General features: G+C 74.3%; 16 protein-coding genes. 9 read left to right on the top strand and 7 right to left on the bottom strand.

Translation table 11 applies throughout. From position 1 onward, the window contains the following. Positions 1–185: 185 nt before the first annotated feature. Entirely contained in the window at positions 186–1922 is a 1737-nt protein-coding gene (locus ACFWMZ_RS21255; RefSeq protein WP_383174512.1) for a bifunctional 3'-5' exonuclease/DNA polymerase, read from the bottom strand. A gap of 189 nt (positions 1923–2111) precedes the next feature. Here ACFWMZ_RS21255 and ACFWMZ_RS21250 point away from each other — a divergent pair, with 189 nt between their 5' ends. Then, positions 2112–3290 carry a PP2C family protein-serine/threonine phosphatase gene (locus ACFWMZ_RS21250; RefSeq protein WP_383174515.1) on the top strand — a complete coding sequence of 393 codons (1179 nt, stop codon included), beginning with the start codon at positions 2112–2114 and terminating at the stop codon, positions 3288–3290. Positions 3291–3471: 181 nt separating this feature from the next. Here ACFWMZ_RS21250 and ACFWMZ_RS21245 read toward each other — a convergent pair whose 3' ends face one another. Continuing rightward, positions 3472–3606, bottom strand: a complete 135-nt coding sequence (locus ACFWMZ_RS21245; RefSeq protein ID WP_383174518.1) for a hypothetical protein — start codon at positions 3604–3606, stop codon at positions 3472–3474. A gap of 121 nt (positions 3607–3727) precedes the next feature. Beyond that, positions 3728–4987, bottom strand: a complete 1260-nt coding sequence (locus tag ACFWMZ_RS21240; protein WP_383174521.1) for an esterase/lipase family protein — start codon at positions 4985–4987, stop codon at positions 3728–3730. 356 nt (positions 4988–5343) lie between these two features. Between ACFWMZ_RS21240 and ACFWMZ_RS21235 the strand changes: the two genes are divergently transcribed. Both ACFWMZ_RS21235 and ACFWMZ_RS21230 read left to right on the top strand, forming a co-directional pair. After that, positions 5344–6594 carry a DUF2786 domain-containing protein gene (locus ACFWMZ_RS21235; RefSeq protein WP_383203419.1) on the top strand — a complete coding sequence of 417 codons (1251 nt, stop codon included), beginning with the start codon at positions 5344–5346 and terminating at the stop codon, positions 6592–6594. A gap of 110 nt (positions 6595–6704) precedes the next feature. Next, positions 6705–9008, top strand: coding sequence for an FUSC family protein (locus ACFWMZ_RS21230; protein ID WP_383203416.1), 2304 nt, complete (start codon positions 6705–6707; stop codon positions 9006–9008). Here ACFWMZ_RS21230 and ACFWMZ_RS21225 read toward each other — a convergent pair. Next, positions 8995–9531 carry a hypothetical protein gene (locus ACFWMZ_RS21225; RefSeq protein ID WP_383203413.1) on the bottom strand — a complete coding sequence of 179 codons (537 nt, stop codon included), beginning with the start codon at positions 9529–9531 and terminating at the stop codon, positions 8995–8997. The genes ACFWMZ_RS21230 and ACFWMZ_RS21225 overlap by 14 nt on opposite strands. Before the next feature lie 354 nt (positions 9532–9885). Between ACFWMZ_RS21225 and ACFWMZ_RS21220 the strand changes: the two genes are divergently transcribed. Further along, positions 9886–10128, top strand: a complete 243-nt coding sequence (locus ACFWMZ_RS21220; RefSeq protein ID WP_003948958.1) for a DUF397 domain-containing protein — start codon at positions 9886–9888, stop codon at positions 10126–10128. A 79-nt stretch (positions 10129–10207) separates the two neighbouring features. Here the strand turns inward: ACFWMZ_RS21220 and ACFWMZ_RS21215 are convergent, their stop codons facing one another. Next, a complete protein-coding gene (locus ACFWMZ_RS21215) occupies positions 10208–10687 on the bottom strand; it encodes an ATP-binding protein (protein WP_383174533.1) in 480 nt (159 codons plus the stop codon). 273 nt (positions 10688–10960) lie between these two features. Here ACFWMZ_RS21215 and ACFWMZ_RS21210 point away from each other — a divergent pair, with 273 nt between their 5' ends. The 3 genes from ACFWMZ_RS21210 (at position 10961) to ACFWMZ_RS21200 (ending at position 14368) form a co-directional block, all read left to right on the top strand. After that, positions 10961–11824 (top strand): helix-turn-helix domain-containing protein, encoded by an 864-nt coding sequence (locus ACFWMZ_RS21210; RefSeq protein WP_383174536.1) that lies wholly within the window; start codon positions 10961–10963, stop codon positions 11822–11824. 124 nt (positions 11825–11948) lie between these two features. Continuing rightward, positions 11949–13454, top strand: coding sequence for an aldehyde dehydrogenase family protein (locus tag ACFWMZ_RS21205; RefSeq protein ID WP_383203410.1), 1506 nt, complete (start codon positions 11949–11951; stop codon positions 13452–13454). 272 nt (positions 13455–13726) lie between these two features. After that, positions 13727–14368, top strand: coding sequence for a PadR family transcriptional regulator (locus tag ACFWMZ_RS21200; protein WP_383174726.1), 642 nt, complete (start codon positions 13727–13729; stop codon positions 14366–14368). A 21-nt stretch (positions 14369–14389) separates the two neighbouring features. On the opposite strand, the gene wrbA is transcribed toward ACFWMZ_RS21200, so the two are convergent. Then, positions 14390–15016 (bottom strand): NAD(P)H:quinone oxidoreductase, encoded by a 627-nt coding sequence (wrbA, locus tag ACFWMZ_RS21195; protein ID WP_383174541.1) that lies wholly within the window; start codon positions 15014–15016, stop codon positions 14390–14392. A 245-nt stretch (positions 15017–15261) separates the two neighbouring features. Between wrbA and ACFWMZ_RS21190 the strand changes: the two genes are divergently transcribed. Both ACFWMZ_RS21190 and ACFWMZ_RS21185 read left to right on the top strand, forming a co-directional pair. Next, positions 15262–16020 carry a MerR family transcriptional regulator gene (locus ACFWMZ_RS21190; protein WP_383203406.1) on the top strand — a complete coding sequence of 253 codons (759 nt, stop codon included), beginning with the start codon at positions 15262–15264 and terminating at the stop codon, positions 16018–16020. 96 nt (positions 16021–16116) lie between these two features. Next, positions 16117–16818, top strand: coding sequence for a DedA family protein (locus ACFWMZ_RS21185; protein WP_383203403.1), 702 nt, complete (start codon positions 16117–16119; stop codon positions 16816–16818). A 16-nt stretch (positions 16819–16834) separates the two neighbouring features. On the opposite strand, the gene ACFWMZ_RS21180 is transcribed toward ACFWMZ_RS21185, so the two are convergent. Then, entirely contained in the window at positions 16835–18484 is a 1650-nt protein-coding gene (locus ACFWMZ_RS21180; protein ID WP_383174550.1) for a threonine/serine exporter ThrE family protein, read from the bottom strand. Positions 18485–18820 lie beyond the last annotated feature (336 nt).

Raw genomic sequence — 18820 nt, 5'->3', positions numbered from 1 at the left:
AAAATCCCAGCCCGGCCGGCGCTTGAGGCCAATCAGTGACCGGCACAGGCGAGCCGAGCTCAGCCAAGACTCAGCCCGGCCGGCGCTTGAGGCCATCTTTGACCGGCACGGTCGAGCGGCGCTGAGCCAACCCCCAGCCCGGCCGGCGGTTGAGGCCATCAGTGGCCGGCACGGTCAGACGGAGCTCAGCCACAACCCAGCCCGGCCGGAGGCCAATGAGCCGGGCCGGCAAGTGAGGCCTTGGCGTCCGCATAACAGCCCACCACCGCCGTGGTGAACGGAAAGCGCACCGGGATGTCCCCGAAGCAGACCTCGGTGGCCCGGGCCGAGGCCGCCGCGATGGCGGCCACCACCGTGTCGGCCTCCCCCTCGGGGCAGTGCACGATCACCTCGTCGTGCTGGAAGAAGACGAGCTCCGCGCGGAGCGGGGTGAGGGAGGCCCGGAGCGCGGCGAGGAGGAGCAGGGCCCAGTCGGCGGCGCTGCCCTGCACCACGAAGTTCCGTGTGAAGCGGCCCCGGGCGCGGGCGCCGGACGAGGTCCCCGAGGCGTACCCGCCGGGCTCCTCCTCGGGCAGCGCGTCCGGGATCCCGGCCTCGTCGGTGCCGGTCCCCGGGGGCGTGGCGGGCGGGCAGGTCCGGCCGAGCCAGGTGCGGACGAGGCGGCCCTCCTCCCCGGCGCGGGCCGCCTCGTCCACGTAGCCGACGGCGGCGGGGAAGCGGCGGCGCAGGGCGGCCAGGTTCTTCAGGCCGTCGCCGGAGGTCTGACCGTAGACCGCGCCGAGCACGGCCAGCTTGGCGAGGTCGCGGTCGCCTGCGAAGGCCCGGTCGGAGACGGCCTGGTAGAGGTCGTCCGGACGCGAGGCCACCTCCCTCAGGGCGCGGTCGCCGGAGACGGCGGCGAGGATGCGCGGCTCCAGCTGGTCGGCGTCGGCCACGACCAGCCGCCAGCCCGGGTCGGCGACGACGGCCCGGCGGATCACCTTCGGGATCTGCAGGGCGCCGCCGCCGTTGGTCGCCCAGCGGCCGCTGACCGTGCCGCCCGGCAGGTAGGAGGGACGGAACCGGCCGTCGCGCACCCAGTCGGCCAGCCACTGCCAGCCGTGCGCCACCCAGATCCGGTACAGCTTCTTGTGGGCGAGGAGCGGGGCGACCGCCGGGTGGTCGATCTTCTCCAGCTCCCAGCGGCGCGTCGAGGTGACCTTGATCCCGGCACGGGCGAAGGCCCGCACCACCTCGGCGGGCAGCTCCGGCCGCACCCGGTGGCCGAAGGCCGCCGAGACCTCGTCGGCCAGCTCGGCCAGCCGCCGGGGCTCGCCCGAGCCGCCGTACCGCTCGCCCAGCAGCTCGCGCAGCACCTCGCGGTGGGTCTCGGCCCGCCAGGGCAGGCCCGCCTCGGTCATCTCGGCGGCGACCAGTGCCCCGGCCGACTCGCTGGCGGTCAGCAGCCGCATCCGGCCCGGGTGGACGGCCTGGTCGTGGCGGCGGAGCTGCTCGGCGTAGACCTCGGCGAGGTCGGCCAGGCCCACCGGGACCGGCCGTGGCTCGAAGAGGGACGACTGCGCCCCGGCGCCCGGCTCGGCCGCGCGCGGCGGCGGGTCGGGCGGCACCGCCGTACCCCGCAGCCGGGCGAGGGCGGCGGCCGCCGAACGCGGCTCGCCCCACCGGCCCTCGTGACCCAGCAGCAGGGTCTCGGCGGCCTCCACGTCGTAACACCGCTCCACCCGCACGCCCGCGCGGAGCAGGTGCGGGTGGATCCCCGCCGTGGCCCGCCAGACCCACCGCGCCACACCGGGCCGGGAGCGCACCGCCTCGGCCAGCTCCGGCTCCCGGACGACCGGTCCGGCGAGCCTGCCGTCGGCGGCGAGCGGCGCCACCTCGGCCCCGCCGCCCTCGGTCTCCACCACCGCCCACCGCTCGCTCACGCGTACGATTCTGGCACCGGGCGCTGACAGCGGCGGGGGGACGCGCCGACGACCCGTGGCTGCGACCCTCGTACGTGTGCCGTCGGCGTCCGCGCGAGGGCTCCCACCGTCCGCGTTGGCGTCGCTTTGGCCATGGTGACGACTGCGGCGGCCGCGGGAAGAAGACCATGAACCTTCAGGGAGGCTGGCGTGGCACGTGACCGCATCGGGCTGGCGGAGCTTCTGGCGGAGGCGGAGAACGCCGCACCGGTCGCGTCCCTCGACGTGGTGGCGCGCAACCTGCGCCACCGGTTCGGCGCGCGGTACGTGTCGTTCCTGTTCCTCGACGCCATCGGCCGGCAGATGATGCGGGTCAGCGAAGAGACCGCCTCCCGGCAGGGCGGCCGGGCCGACCGGGTCCCCCTGGACGGCAGCCGCTACGAAGAGGTGCTGCGTATCCAGAAGCTCGTCCAGGCGCCGGACGGCACCGACGGGCAGCGGCTGCTGGCCCCCGTCACCAACCGCGGTGACACCATCGGCGTACTGGAGCTGTCGCTCGACCACGTCACGCGGGACGTGCGGGAGCAGGTCGAGGAGGCCGCGCACGCGCTGGCCTACATCCTGGTGACCGACCGCCGCTTCACCGACCTCTACCACTGGGGCCAGCGCACCGCACCGATCAGCCTGGCCGCCGAGATCCAGCGCCAACTCCTGCCCGCCGCCTCCTGCTGCGAAGCCGCCGAATTCACCCTGGCGGGGGCACTGGTGCCCGCCGACAACATCGCGGGCGACACCTACGACTACACCCTCGACCGCGACACCCTGCACCTGTCCGTGACCGACGCCATGGGCCATGACGTCGACGCCGCCCTCATGGCGACCTTGCTCGTCAACGCCTCCCGCGGTGCCCGCCGTGCCGGGGCGGACCTGGCCGAGCAGGCCCGCCGGACCCACCAGGCCCTCATCGACCACGGCCGCGGCACCTTCGCCACCGGCCTGCTGCTCCGCCTCTCCCTGGACGGCACCGGCGCCCAGCTCGTCAACGGGGGTCACCTCTGGCCGCTGCGCCTGCGCGGCGGCCGGGTCGAGGAAGTGTCCCTGGCCGTCGACATGCCGTTCGGCGTCACCGGCGCCGCCCCTCACCGCGTGCAGGACCTCGACGTGCGCCCCGGCGACCGCCTGGTCCTCTACACCGACGGTATGCAGGAGCGCCAGGCCGAGAGCGTCGACCTGCCCGGCGTCATCCACGCCACCGCCACCGAGCACCCCCGCGAGGTCGTACGCACCCTGACCGCCGCGGTCGCCGACGCCTGCGGCGAGCAGCTGGAAGATGACGCCACCGTGCTGTGCCTGGACTGGCACGGCCCCCAGGGTGAGAACCGCTGGTGAGATGACGCGGCCCGGCCGGCGACCGGCACCGAGGGCCTGGGAGAGGACGCCGACCAGAAGCTTCGGCACGAGGTGAGCGGCGTTCGCGGGGGTCAGCCCCGCCTCGGCGAATCGCGCGCCGAGCCCTGATCCGTACAGGAGAACGCTCCTCGGCCCGGGATGTCGGCGGAGCACGCCTTGTTCAGCCCAGCTCGGCCAGGGTGGTCAAGGCGATGCCCTCGGCCCGGGCCTTCTCGACGTACGCGGAGGACCGCTCCGTGTCGAAGTCGCGCGTGTCGAGTTCGAGCTTGGTCCACCGGTCCCACTGGCCTGCCACGCTTCCCCCGTTTCCGGGCGGCCCAGGGACCGCGCGTCGGCCATCCTTTCCGAGGGGCGGGACGGGGTCAACGGGGCTGGCCGGCCGCCGCCCTGTGCACGGGGCGACGGCCGGGCCCGGCTCAGAACCGTTCGATCAACCACTCCCCCAACTCCCGCGTGATCTTCGTGTGCGGTTCGTTCTCCGAGGCGCAGAGGTAGTCGTCGAAGTCGCTCTCCTCGGGGTCGGTCTTGCCGATGTCGGTGTGCAGCAGCTCCGTGGTGTCGAGGTCGCGGACCGAGACGGCGCTGACGGCGGGGACGAAGCAGATCGTCGGGACCGGGGCATCGGCGCTCGCCAGGGGCAGGGCGTTCAGCGCGGCGGCGGCGATGCCGAACGAGGAGAGGGTGCCGCCCGGGGCGCCGTCGAACTCGGGGAGGTCGTCGGTGGAGACCGTCGCGTCCTCGCCGAGCAGGGCGTGGAGTTCGGCGACGACGGCGCCGGAGCCTTCCTGCTGGGTGTGGAGGGCGGTACGCGGGAAGACCAGGCCGGTGGAGCGGAGGGCGGGCGCACCCGCCGCCACGCCGTTCCCGCTGCCGTCGCCCCTGCCGTTGGCCACGGCCAGTCTGCGGGGGCGCTGGGGCCAGCCGCCGACCCGGTCCAGCTCGGCGAGGAACTCCTCGCGCTCCGTCGCCGCCTCGGCGGTGGCCTGGACCGTGTCGATGTGGCGCCAGAGCATCTGCTTGGAGGCGGGGCTGTTGATCTGGTCGGAGAGGGCCTTGTTGTACGGGTTGACCTGCTTCAGGTAGTGCGCGAAGGCCTGGAGGGCGATCGGCACCCAGGCGCCCCGGTGCGGGGTGTCCCAGGAGAAGTAGGTCGCCGTCTGGTGGTCGATCCGCTGGTGCTCCAGCTTGGCCAGGGCGTACCGGGTGACCAGGCCGCCCATGCTGAAGCCACCGACGACCAGCGGCTCGCCGCCCCGGCGCTCGGCGACGGCGCGCAGGATCGCCTCGCTCGCGAAGCGGGCGTTCCGCAGGAGGGAGGCGCTGCGGTCGCCCCAGCCGAGGAGGATCACGTCCCGGCCGCGGCGGCGGAGTTCACCGAGGAAGGCGTAGTCGCCGCGCTCCAGGCCGTCGTAGAGCCCGTCGAGCGAGCTGTGGCCGGAGTCGAAGCCGTCGGCCAGCAGGACCGGGCGGACCAGGCCGTCGTTGCCCTCGCCGTGGTAGACCCAGGCGGTCGCCTCGTGGACCGGGCGGCCCTCGGCGTCCTCCTTCAGGACCTGCCCGAAGTGCCAGGTCTCGTCGGGGGCGGGCGCGGTCGGCGGGGCGGAGGCGTCCAGGGGACGCACCAGGCCGATGGGGCCGACGGCCTGCTCCGACCGCTCGGCGTTCTGCTCGCTCAAAGGGACTCCTCTCCGTGTGCCCGGCCGGTGCGGCGCGGTCGCACGGTTGTGCGGTGATCGTTCAGCGAGATCCTGTGCGACCCCGGCACCACTCATCCCTTTTCGGGCCTCTGACCATCAGATCGGTGGAAAGCGGGGCACTGGGGTTTGGCCTCCCACGCCCCGAGCGGAAGCCGCGCACGCCTCCGCGCGCGCCGAGAGCCGGCGAACTGCCGGGCCGCCCAACCACCGGCCCCGGATCCGCGCACCCTGTCGCCGCGGGGGCGCGCGCCCACCCGTGCCGCGCTCCTCTGGGACCATGGAGCCGTACGCCCCCGACCGGCGGGGAGAGCGCGCGGACGAGGTGGAGCACAGCCATGGGCGGCAGCGGCAGGCGCGGCAGCGGCGGCGCGAGGGGCGGCGGCGGCCCCGGCGCCGAGCCGGAGACCCCCGTGGCCCGCGCCCTGGCCGCCTCCCTCTACACCGACGCCGACGACGACGGCGCCCTCGACACCGGCGCCTCCCTGCTGGCCGCCGCCGACCCAGGCCCGGCCGGGAGCGAGCTGCTGCGGCGCGGCGAGGAGTACGTCCGCCGGGCCTGGGAGCGGGGCTGGCTCCCCGCCGACCTCGACCGGGAGGCCCGCCGCCAGGGCCTCGACCCGGCCGCCCGCACTGCCCTGGCCGAGCTGACCGCCGCCGAACTGGCCCGCTACGGCAACGGCCTGTCCCCGCAGTGGCGCCGCCGGCTCGACGCGCTCGACGCTCCCGCCTGGGCCGGGATCGGCGGCCGCGACCGGTTCGCCCGCGCCACCGCCGTGCTCCAGGCGCTCCGCCTGCTGCTCAGGCTGCCCGCCCTCGAACCCCTCGGCCCGCCCCCGGGCACCCGCCCGGCCACGGCGGCCGCCGCCGCACCCCCTTCCCCCGGCGCCGCCCCCCAGGACCGCATGCTCGGCCGAATCCGGGCCCTGCTCGCCAAGGCCGAGGCGACCGGCTACCCGCCGGAGGCGGAGGCGCTGACCGCCAAGGCGCAGGAGCTGATGGCCCGGCACAGCGTCGACGAGGCGCAGGTGGCGGCGGGCCGGGCCGGGGCCGCGGACGGGCCGGGGGCGCGCCGGATCTCCGTCGACCCGCCGTACGAGACGGCGAAGGCGATCCTGCTGGACGCCGTCGCCCGGGCCAACCGCTGCCAGGCCGTGTGGAACGAGGAGCTGGCCTTCTCCACCGTGGTCGGCCACGAGGCGGACCTGGAGCCGGCCGAACTGCTCTACACCTCGCTGCTGGTGCAGGCGGCCACCGCGATGAGCCGCGCCGAGGCCGCGCAGCGCGCCGGGGGACGTAAACGGACCAAGACGTTCCGTCAGTCGTTCATGCTCGCCTACGCCCACCGGGTCGGCGACCGCCTCGCCGAGACCGCCCGCGCCGCCACCGACACCGCGGCCGCCGCCGACCTGCTGCCCGTCCTCGCCACCCGCGACCTCGCCGTCACCGAGGAGACCCGCCGCCTCTTCCCCCGGACCACCACCACCCGCGTCCGGGGCGCCGACGACCGCGCGGGCTGGGACGACGGCACCGCCGCCGCAGACCGCGCGGGCGTCGACGGCCACCGGGGCCGCATCGACCGCGGCTGACCGGGTACGCGTCGGCGCGTGGACCCCCTACCGGCCGACAGCATCCCGCACCGCCCGCGCCCCCGCGCCGTTCCGGGCGGACGGGGCCCGCTGCGCCTACGCTCGGACGCATGAGCTGGCTCTCGGCGCTGGGCCACACCGCGCGTGCGGCGTTCGTGGTGGAGCGGCGCAGGCTGGAGCCGCTGGGAGCGCTGCGCGGCGCCGTCGGACTCGCCTTCGTCATCGGGGTCAGTCTCTGGCTCTTCTCCCCGGCCGTCGCCGCCAGCTCCGCCTTCGGCGCCTACCAGGCGGCCATCGCCACCTTCCAGCGGAGCTGGCGGCCGCGACCGCAGCTCGCCCTGGTCTCCGGGGCGACCCTCGGTGTCAGCACTTTCCTGGGGTACCTGACCGGCAGTCACCTGGCCCTCTTCCTCGCCTTGCTGGCCGCCTGGGCCTTCCTCTCCGGGCTGAGCTGGGCCGCCGGGCCCACCATCGGCGTGATGGCCTCCTCCAATGTGGCGATCATGCTCATCACCATCACGCTGCCCAGCTCGGTGGCGGAGGCGGCCGGGCACGCCGCGATGAGCCTCTTCGGCGGCCTCGTGCAGGCGGCGCTCCTCGTGCTGTTCCCGTTCCGCCGCTGGCGGCCGCACCGCGACGCCCTCGCCGACGCGCTCGCCGCCGAGGCGGACTACGCCCGGCGGCTGCGCCACGACCCGCACGCCGACTTCGACCCCGAGCCCCTCATGGCGGCTCGCGAGGCCGCCCAGCTCACCCCCCGCCAGCACCGCCACCGCCCCGCCGAACTCTCCGGCGCCCGCGGCCTCGCCGAACGCATCCGTCCGGTCCTCGCCTCCCTCGCCGACCCGGCGCTCGGCGCCCCCGCCGAGGGTCACGAACGCGACCGGGTCCGCGAACTGCTCGGCGCCGCCGCGGCCGTCCTGGACGCCGCCGCCCGCGCTGTGCGCCGGGGCACGCCGCTGGCCCTGGACGCGCCCTCGGTGGCGACCCTGCGCACCCCCGACACCGGCGACGTGCTCACCGGGCCCGCCCGCCGCGCCGCGCTCCGGCTGAAGGCGCTGCTCGGCGACGTCATCGAGACCGCCGACCCGGCGGGCCGCTCCACCGCCGCCCCCGACGCGCCGCCGGACGCCGCCGCCCGCGCCGACGCCGTCCGCGAGGAGGCGACCCGCGCCACCCTCTCCCGTACCCGGGAACCCGGCGCCCCCGAGGAGCCGCCGGCCCCCGGCGCCCACCCCGCACGGCCCCGCCCCGAGCCGGCCGACCCCCTCCAGCCCGTCGAACCGGCCGAACCGCCCGCGGCAGCGCCCGTGATGCACCGGCCAGGACTGGTCGGTCTTGTCCCGGTGGTCGCCCGCAGCATGCGCGACGAGCTGCGGCCGGATTCGGCCGTCCTGCGCCACGCGGTCCGGGTCACCGGGGTCGCCCTCCTCGGCTACCTGATCGGCTCCCTGCTGCCCTTCGGCCACGGCTACTGGGCGCCGCTGGCCGCCGTCATGGTGATGCGCCCGGACTTCTCCCGGACGTACTCCCGGGCCGTCGCCCGCTTCGGCGGCACCCTGCTCGGGGTCGTCGCCGCCACCGGCATCCTCCAGCTGACCGAGCCGAGCGTGCGCGTCTCCGCGCTGCTCGCCGTCGTCTGCGCCGCCCTGATGTACCTGCTGATGCGCACCGGCTACGCCGTCAGCCAGTTCTTCGTCTCCGGATACGTGGTCTTCCTGCTCGGCATGGGCGGCGAGGAGTGGACCCAGACCGTCCCCGAGCGCGTCGTGCTGACCCTGGTCGGCGGCCTCCTCGCCATGGCCTCGTACGCCGTTTTCCCCGCCTGGGAGACGCCCCGGCTCCGCACCCGCCTCGCCGACTGGCTGGCCGCCGCGGGCCGCTACGCCGCCGAGGTGGTCGAGCGGTACGCCACCCCGGCCGGGCCCGACGACACGCGGGTCCGCCAGGCGCTGCTCGACGCCCGTGCGGCGCACGCCGCCTGGCAGGAGGCGCTGGCCCGGGCCGCGCACGAGCCGGTGCGCAGCCGGGGTCTCTCCCGGACCTCGGCCGACGACGCGGAGGAGGCGATCGCGGCCTTCTCGCGAGCCGCGATGCTGATGGAGGCTCACCTGCCGGAGCGTGGCGCCGTCCCCGTACCGGCCGCCCAGCGGCTCGCGCAGGCCCTGCGCGCCACCACCGAGCGGGGCGCGCGCGATCTGCGGGACCGGCGGGTGCCGCAGTGGGACGAGGTGCGCGCGGCCCTCGCGGCCTGGGACGGGGAGGGCGTGCCGGACCGGGTGGTGCGCCGGGGCGCGGGGATGCTGCTGGCCGCGCTGGAGAAGGTCTCCGACGCGGCCGAGGAGTCCCCGCCTTTCACCGAGTCACGGCGCGAGCAGCCCGGGGAGGGCGCCCCGCCCGCTACGGGGTCGTGACGTCGCCGGTGGGCAGGCCGGACGGCAGGCCGGTGGGGAGATCGGTGGGAAGGTCCGTGGGCAGGTCCTCGGGGATCTCGCCCGGGTCGACACGGGTGAAGGTGTCCTCGCCCGCCGCCTCCCAGGAGACGGTCAGCGACTTGCCGTCGGCGCCCAGCTCGGCCTTGCCGTAGGTGCGGTCGGTGCTGCCGTCGGCGCACTTCAGGCTGAGCATCTGGGCCTGGAAGGTGCCCGCGCAGCTCCGCTCCCCGATGGTCGCGGCCTGGTTCCGGGTGATGGTGAGAAGGATGGACGTGCCGTCGACCGTCGCCTGCCAGGCCCCGTCGGCGCTGCCCGGCGCGGAGGTGGCACCGCCGGTCCCGGAGCCGCCCGTGGGGCCACCGTCGCCGTCGGAGTCCGAGCCGTGGCCGCCGCCCTTGTGCTTGCCCGAGCCGCCGGAGCTGTCACCGTCGCCGCCGCAGCCGGTGAGCAGGAGCAGGGCGGTCGCTGAGGCGGCGGCGGGGATTCGGAGCGGCTTCCACATGGTGTCCCCCTGGAGAACGGCATGGTGACGAGCGGTCAGAGCGCGACCACAGTGGGTGTCGGATACCCCGGGAGGGTCCACCGGGGCCGGTCGCGGAGTCAAGCCGGGGGCGGGCCGCACGGCGGTTCGCGGCAGAGGCGGGACGGTTCCGTAACCGCGGCACCACCCCTCGTGCACGTGCATCTGCCCATGCATCCGCAGGTGAACACCGCTATGATCCGAAGCAGTCAGACTCGTCGCGAGCCGCCTGTCCGACCAGTTCACCACCGCGTCCGCGACGCCGTACCCGACCAGTTCACGACCCGCCTCACCACCGGCCCGGGCCGGGCCGAGGCGCCACGGGGGAGCGATCCAGTGCACCACGTGTACAACGGCATGGCGGCCAGCGAACTCCACGACGTGGCCTGGCAGAAGAGCAGACACAGCAACTCGCAGGGCTCATGCGTCGAGTTCGCCAAGCTGCCCGGCGGCGGCGTGGCCGTCCGCAACTCCCGGCACCCCGAAGGCCCGGCGCTGGTCTACACGCGCGCCGAGATCGAGGCGATGCTGCTCGGGATCAAGGACGGGGAGTTCGACCACCTGATCGCGGGGGCCTGAGAGGCGCGGGGCGCGAAGAGCCCGGCGGCGCACTGTCGTCGCCGGGGCGGCGCGCTGCCCGGGTGGCCGCCCCGCCGGCTCACACCTTGAACAGCGCCCAGACGACCTTGCCGTCGATCTCCCCCGGCAGCGGGTGCCAGCCCCAGGCGTCGCTGAAGGAGTCGACGAGGAACAGACCCCGCCCCGACTCGGCGTCGCAGTCCCCGGGCGGCCGTGCCGCCGGTGTCCCCGTGCTGGGGTCGCGCACGGCACAGACCAGGCGGCTCTCGCAGGCCATCAGGTGGAGCCGGACCGGCGGGTCGTCGGGGCGCGGGGTGTCCGCGGGCAGCGCGTGCCGCAGAGCGTTGGTGACGAGTTCGGAGACGACCAGGGCGACGTCGTCGAAACGCGCGTCGTTCTCCCACTCCCCGAGGGTCCGCCGGGTGAACGCCCGTGCGCTGCGCACCGCTTCGTAACGGGCCGGGAGGGCGCAGGAGGCGGCGTACCGGACGTGCGCGGGGTCGAGTGGGGGAAGCCCCTGCCTTAACGGCGCGAGCATGGTCGATCCATTCGTCCCCATGCGAGGCACTCCCCGGTTTCGCGGTGTGTAGCGATATGGCGGTGGTGCGCGAGCCATCGTTGCGAATGCGGGGAGCAGATGCAAGGGCAGATGCACGTGCACGCGCCGGTATTCGGGGTTCCTGTGTGCGTTGCCCACGATTTCTTCCCGTGACTGTTTCGCACCCCTCGCGTGGAGCCGCCTCGCATGTGTCCGTTTCCGTAACCGAACGCGTACACCCCGGAGGTTTTAGTGGCAGACTGCGGAACCCTGAACGATGGGGAGGGCTGAGAGGTGACCGCAGGCGAGTCCGGAGGCTCGGTGGTGCGGCGCATCCTGCTCGGGTCGCAGCTGAGGCGGCTACGAGAGGGACGCGGCATCACCCGGGAGGCGGCCGGCTACTCGATCCGCGCCTCCGAATCGAAGATCAGCCGCATGGAGTTGGGACGGGTGAGCTTCAAGGCGAGGGACGTCGAGGACTTGCTGACCCTGTACGGGGTCGCCGACGGCGCCGAGCGCGCCGCCCTGCTCGACCTGGCCCGGGAGGCCAACGTCGCGGGCTGGTGGCACAGTTACTCCGACGTCCTGCCCGGCTGGTTCCAGACGTACGTGGGCCTGGAGGGCGCCGCGTCGCTGATCCGGGTCTACGAGGTGCAGTTCGTGCACGGCCTGCTCCAGACCGAGGCGTACGCGCACGCCGTGGTCGAGCGGGGCATGCCCGGCGCGAGCGCCGCCGAGATCGACCGGCGGGTCGCGCTCCGCCTGGAGCGGCAGAAACTCCTCGTCTCCGAGCGCGCCCCCGGCCTCCACGTCGTCCTGGACGAGGCCGCGCTGCGCCGCCCGTACGGCGACCGGGCGGTGATGCGGGAGCAGTTGGAGCACCTGATAGAGATCAGCGAGCGGCCCAACGTCACCCTCCAGGTGATGCCGTTCAGCTTCGGGGGTCACGCCGGGGAAAGCGGCGCCTTCGCGCTGCTGCGCTTCCCCGAGTCGGACCTCTCCGACGTCGTCTACCTGGAGCAGCTCACCAGCGCCCTCTACCTCGACAAGCGCGAGGAGGTCGCCCAGTACGAGACGGCGATGGAACGGCTCCAGCGGGACAGCCCGGACCCGGACCGCACCCGCGATCTGCTGCGTGGTCTGGTCCAACTCACGTGAGACGACCGTACGATGAACCGCGTGCGGCCCGGGCGGTCCGGCGGCGCACACCGGCACAGGGCACGACCGGCCCCCGCGCTGCGGCTCGGGTCCGGTGAACTTCGCGTCAGCGGATAGGGATCACATGTCCGACTCCACCGTCCCCGCCGGGGCAGCCGAACCCGCCCCCGGCTTCGCCGACTTCGGCCTGCTCGCCCACCAGTACATCGACGGGCGGTGGCGGACCGGGACCGGCTCCTGGGACATCATCGACTTCAACCCGTACAACGGGGAGAAGCTGGCCGCCGTCACCGTGGCCACCGTCTCCGAGGTGGACGAGGCGTACCGCGCCGCCGAACGTGCCCAGAAGCCGTGGGCGGCCGCGGGGCCGCACGCCCGCCGGGCGGTCCTGGAGGCGGCCCTGCGCCTCGCCGAGGAGCACACCGAGGCCATCGTGGAGGCGATGACCGAGGAGCAGGGCGCGACCCGCTCCAAGGCGGTCCACGAGGTCGGGCTGGCCCGGGAGTTCCTGCGCGAGGCGATCCGGCTGGCGGTCCGCCCGGACGGCGTGATCATGCCCGCATCGCAGCGCAGCCGGGAGAACCGCGTCTACCGGCTGCCCGCCGGGGTGGTCGGCGTGATCAGCCCCTTCAACTACCCGTTCCTGGTGGCGGTGAAGACCATCGCCCCGGCGCTCGCGCTGGGCAACGCGGTCGTCATCAAGCCCAACCAGAACACCCCGGTGGTCGGCGGCGGGCTGATCGCCCGCATCTTCGAGGAGGCCGGGCTGCCCGCCGGGCTCCTCAACGTCGTCGTCACCGACATCGCCGAGATCGGCGACGCCCTCATCGCCCACCCCGTCCCCCGGGTGATCTCCTTCTCCGGCTCCGACCGGGTCGGGCGGCACGTCGGCTCGGTCGCCGCCGGACATCTCAAGCGGACCGTGCTGGAGCTCAGCGGCAACAGCGCGCTGGTCGTCCTGGCCGACGCGGACGTCGACTACGCGGTGGACGCCGCCGTCTTCAGCCGCTTCGTCTACCAGGGCCAGGTCTGCATGGCCGCCAACCGGATCCTGGTGGACCGGGCGGTCGAGGCCGAGTTCACCGAGAAGTTCACCGCCCGGGTCCGCGCCCTGCGCACCGGCGACCCGCGCGATCCGGCCACCGACCTCGGCCCGGTCATCAGCGACTTCCAGGCCGACGCGCTGAGCGCCATGGTCGACCGGGCGCTGGCCGAGGGCGCCCGGGCGCTGGTCCGCGGCCGCACCATCGGCAACCTGGTCGAGCCGACCGTGCTGACCGGGCTGCCCGCCGACTCGCCCCTCCTCCACCAGGAGATCTTCGGCCCCGTCGTCCTGCTGGTCCCCTTCGACGGCGACGACGAGGCGGCCCGCATCGCCAACGACACGCCCTACGGGCTGAGCGGCGCCGTGCACACCGCCGACGCCGAGCGCGGGGTGAACTTCGCCCACCGCATCGAGACCGGGATGTTCCACGTCAACGACTCGACCGTGCAGGACGACCCGCAGGTCGCCTTCGGCGGTGAGAAGGCGAGCGGCTTCGGCCGACTCAACGGCGAGGCGACGGTGGAGGCCTTCACCACCCAGAAGTGGATCTCCGTGCAGCACGGCCGGAGCGTCTTCCCCTTCTGAGCCCGCGCCCCACGGGGCGGGTGCGCCCTCCGTAGGGTTTCCGGGCCGCCGGACACCGACGCGGACCGTCCCTGTCCGCGTTCCCCGCCACTATGGGGGTATCCGGAAGAGCCCCGCGCGAGGCGGGGCCGGGCACTGGGAAGGGCGGCTGCTCATGGTGGTTCACGTGGACCCCGAGGCGCGGGGCGATGCCCTCCGTACACGCCCTCCCGTACCCTAGTCAAAATTGACCACGGGGCGTGGTCGGCGGTCTGCGGGAGGCGGTGCGGCTCATGTCGGCGATCCGGATGCTGGTGCTCGGCGCGGTGCGCCAGCACGGGCGGGCCCACGGCTACCAGGTCCGCAACGACCTGGAGTACTGGGGCGCCCACGAGTGGTCCAACGCCAAGCCCGGCTCGATCTACCACGCGCTCAAACAGCTGGCCAGGCAAGGGCTGCTGGTCGCTCACGACACGGCGCCCTCCACGGCGGGCGGGCCGCCGCGCACCGAGTACGGGATCACCGAGGAGGGCGAGCGGGAGTTCTTCCGCCTGCTGCGGGCCGCGCTGACCGGGTACGACCAGAAGCCCGACCTGCTCTCCGCCGCCCTCGGCTTCCTCGTCGACCTGGAGCGGGCGGAGGCGGTGGAGCTGCTCCGCGAGCGGCTGCGCTCCATCGAGGAGTGGCGCCGCTCGGTCACCGAGTACTACACCCCCGAGGCCGGGCCCGAGTCGATCGGCCACATCGGCGAGATCATGAACCTCTGGGTCCACTCCGCCGACACCGGCGCCGAGTGGACCCGCGGCCTCATCGCCCGCGTCGAGGCCGGCGCGTACACCTTCGCCGGGGAGGGCGAGCCCTTCGTCGGCGTCCTCGCCGACGGTCGGCCCAACCCGTACGCCGGCGGCGCGCCGCCCGCCGCGCGCCCCGAGTGAGCGGCGGCGGGCGGCGGGCCGTCACGAACCGCCGGTCAGCCCGCCGTCCTTGAGCGCCCGGGCCACCCGTACGACCCGCTCGGCCTGCACCTTGGTGGCCTGCACCGTCTGGTCGCCGACCGGCAGGTCGCCCTGGCCGGAGACGTGCGAGGTGCCGTACGGATTGCCGTCGGCGAACTTCGACGGGTCGGTGTAGCCGGGGGCGACCAGGATGCCGCCGAAGTGGTGGACGGTGTTGTAGAGCGCCAGCAGGGTCGACTCCTGGCCACCGTGGGCGGTGCTGCTGGCGGTGAAGCCGCTGTAGACCTTGTCCGCCAGCTTGCCCTCGGCCCAGAGTCCGCCGAGCGTGTCGATGAACTGCTTGAGCTGGGCGGCGACGTTGCCGTACCGGGTCGGCGTGCCGAAGATCACCGCGTCCGCCCAGACCATGTCGTCCGGCTCCGCCTCGGGCAGGTCCTTGGTCGCCTCGGCGTTGGCCGCCCACGCCGGGTTGGAGTCGATCGCCGCCTGCGGCGCCAGCTCGCGCGCCTTCCGCAGCCGGACGTGGGCGCCCGCCTCGGTGGCGGCGGTCGCCATGGCGTCGGCGATGCGGGCGAGGGTGCCGGTGGAGGAGTAGTAGACGACGGTCACGTTGACGGTGCTGGGCATGGGAGCAGCTCCTTCGGGTGCGTGGTGGGCGGGGAACGGGTCGGGGCCGCCAAGGGCGCGCTCCACGACGAGCGGGCACAGGCGGCACAGCGCCTCCTTGTTCCCGTCGGTACGCCGTGCGGTCCGCCGGTCCGTGCCGTTCCGCCTGCCCGCCGACTTGCCCCTCACGCGGCGTGAGGCAGCACGCTTGTCGCGGCGGCCGCGCACCGGTGGCCGCCGGTGGACGTGACGGAAGGGACCAGGCCGTGGAGTACACCGTCGGGCAGGTGGCCGCCGTCGCGGGCGTGACCGTGCGCACCCTGCACCACTACGACGCCATCGGCCTGCTCTCGCCGTCGGGCCGCAGCGCCGCCGGGCACCGCCGCTACGGCGACGCGGACCTCGACCGGCTCCAGCGCGTCCTCTTCCACCGGGCCCTCGGCTTCGCGCTGGAGGAGATCGCCGCGCTGCTCGACGACCCCGAAGCCGACCCCCGCGCCCACCTGCGGCGCCAGCACGCCCTGCTCACCGACCGCATCGAGACCCTGCGGCGCATGGCCGACGCCGTCGCCGCAGCCATGGAGGCAGCACAGATGGGCATCAACCTCACCCCTGAGGAGAAGTTCGAGGTCTTCGAGGGACACGACCCGGACCAGTACGCCGACGAGGCCGAGCGCCGCTGGGGCGGCACCGAGGCCTACCGCGAGTCGCAGCGCCGCTCGGCCTCGTACACCAAGGAGGACTGGAAGCGGCTCAAGGACGAGTTCGACGCGCTGCACGCCCGGGTCGCGGCCCTGCTGGCCCGCGGCGTCCCCGCCGACGCCCCCGAGGCGCTGGACGCCGCCGAGGAGCACCGCCGCTACATCGACCGCGCGCACTACCCGTGCTCGGCCGAGACGCACACCGGCCTCGCCGGCATGTACGTGGCCGACCCCCGCTTCACCGCCACGTACGAGGCGATCCACCCCGGCCTCGCCCAGTACCTGCACGACGCGATCCACGCCAACGCCCGCCGTACGGAGTAAAGGGAACAGTAAGGGCGCGGCGCTGGGAGGGTGCGGGGCGTTGGTAGTTTGGTCGGCTGTACCGTCCCGCCCCGCCCACCCCAGGAGTCCGGAACAGTGAATACGCTTGCGCTCGGCCCGAGCTGGCTGGACCCGGACCACCTGCTCAACCAGTTCGGCATCTACGGCCTGCTGCTCATCGTCTTCGCCGAGTCGGGCCTGCTCATCGGCTTCTTCCTGCCCGGTGACTCGCTGCTCTTCACCACCGGCCTGCTGATCACCACCAGCCAGCTCCAGTTCCCGCTCTGGCTCGCCGTCGTGCTGATCTGCGTCTCGGCCGTCCTCGGCGACCAGGCCGGCTACCTCTTCGGCAAGAAGGTCGGGCCCGCGCTCTTCAAGCGGCCCGACTCCCGCCTGTTCAAGCAGGAGAACGTCACCAAGGCCAGCGAGTTCTTCGAGAAGCACGGCCCGAAGTCGCTGGTCCTGGCCCGCTTCGTGCCGATCGTGCGGACCTTCACGCCGATCATCGCGGGCGTCAGCTCCATGCGGTACCGCTCGTTCATCACCTTCAACATCATCGGCGGCATCCTCTGGGGCGCCGGGGTGACACTGCTCGGCTCGTGGCTCGGCCGGATCGAGTTCGTCCGCGAGAACATCGAGGCCATGCTGATCCTGATCGTGCTCGTCTCGGTCGTGCCGATCGTCATCGAGTTCGTCAAGGCCCGCGGCGAGAGCAGGCGCGCCGCCGCGGCCGGGCCGGGCGCCGGCCCCACGCCGCCCCCCGCGCCGCCGCAGCGCGGCCGCCACGCCAAGCGCTGACCCGCCGCCCGCCGGATCAGAAGCCGCGCGTCCGCTTGGCCGCGCGACGGGTGGCCGCCTCGGGGCCGCCGGGCACCCGCAGGAAGAGCCGGGCCGTCTCGCCACCGAGGTTCACCCCGATGGCGATCGCCATCGCCAGCGCGATCGCGGTGCTCAGCGAGGAGAGCCCGGTGTTGACGTCGCCCTGGACGATGCCGAGCAGCCCGTAGTACGTCGCCGAACCGGGCAGCAGCGGCCCGATCGCCGCCGTCACGTACGGCAGCGCCGAGGCGAACTGGATGCGCGAGAGCAACTGGCCGAAGAGGCCGACGAGACCGGCGGCGACCGCGGTCGAGGCGACCGGGGAGATGTTCCCGGCGAAGTGCATCGCGCCGTAGACCGTCCAGGCCACGCCGCCGTTGAGCGTCACCAGCAGCACCGTCGAGCGCTCCTGCTGGAGCAGGACGGCGAAGGCCAGGGTCAGCGCCATCGCCGCGATGATCTGGAGGGGCGGCCGCTCCACCGAGAGCAGCGCCTCCCGGGGCTCGAGCTGCGCCCCGAGCTGCACGCCCACGTACAGCATCACCAGGACGCCGACCACGATGCCGACGAAGAGGTACATGACCTCCAGCAGGCGGGCGGCGGCGGTGATGTAGTAGCCGGTCAGGCCGTCCTGCACGCCGGCGACGAGTGCCCGTCCGGGCAGCAGCGCGAAGAGGCCACCGGTGATGACCGCGGAGGCGCGTACCTCCACCTGGGTGAGCTGCAGGGCGATCCCTATCGCGGCGGGCGGCATCGCCGCCACCGCGAACTGGTAGAACTCCGGCAGGCCGCGTCCGGCGAAGATCCACGCCATCCGGTCACCGAGGATGGCGCCGAGCGCCGCCGCCACGAAGACCGGCGGTCCGCCGCCGACCAGCATCGAGGCGCCACCGGCCAGCAGCCCGGCCGCCAGGGTCAGCGCCCAGGTGTCGAACGGGTGCCGGTTCCTGCGGATCTCGGCCAGCCGCCGGTACGCCTCCTCCAGCGACACCTCGGTGTCGTCCGAGCTGATGTCGTCCACCAGCCGGAAGACCGCCGCGAGCCGCGTGTAGTCCGTCCCGCGCCGCCGCACCGTCCGCGAGGCCGTCAGCGGGTCGTCGACCAGCGAGGGCTGGTACGAGATGGAGAGCAGGGTGAAGGTGACGTTCGGCTCGCAGCGGTCCAGGCCGTAGCTCCGGCTCACCGCGAACATCGCCGCCTCGACGTCCTCGGCGCCCTCGCCCCCGGCCAGCAGCAGCTCGCCGATACGCAGCGTCAGGTCGAGGACGCGGGGGACGGCCGGACCGGAGTCGTCGGTCTTCTGGGTGAGGTCGGGCGCCGGGCGCTCGGCGACGGGCAGCCGGATCATCGCCCGCATCCGGTCCTGCCAGGGGCTGTTCTTGGCCAGCCGCACCATCGGTATGCCCTGCGCGGGCGTGAAGGCGGGGGGCGCGCTACGGGCGTCGTAGGTGGCGGGCGGGGTGAACGCCGAACGCTCGGCGTCCTCGCTGGCGGGCGGCGCCGCCAGCCCCTCGGGGAGGGCGAACTCCGAGGTGATCTGCGACTCGTTCTCGGCGACCTGCGACTGCGGGACCCCCTGGGGAGGGGAGAACGCGCTGCGTGCCTCGTCCGACTGCGGCTTGCGGTCGTCCGCGTCCTCCGTCACCTGCTCCGCCTCGCTCCTCGCGTCCTGCCCGGACCGGCTCACCACCCCTGCGGTGTGTCCGTGATGCCCAGTATGCGCACCACGACGCGGTGCGCACCCACGGGCCTCCTACCTTGGCCCGGCCCCGCGAAACCCGCGACCGCGCCCGCCTGCCGTCCCGTCACCCGGGCGGTCGCGAGCGGCCCGGGGCATATGCGGCGCGTCCCGGGGCGCGGACGGCGTCCACACGGCGACGGGCGGCGCCCGACCCCCCCCGCCAGTGCCCCCCCCCCCCCCCCCCCCCCCCCCCCCCCCCCCCCCCCGGGCGCACAGAACCCCAGACCAAGGCCCCCCGGA

The sequence above is a fragment of the Streptomyces sp. NPDC058373 genome (assembly GCF_042723275.1).
Lineage (GTDB): Bacteria > Actinomycetota > Actinomycetes > Streptomycetales > Streptomycetaceae > Streptomyces.
This window is presented reverse-complemented; position numbering and strand designations above follow the sequence as displayed.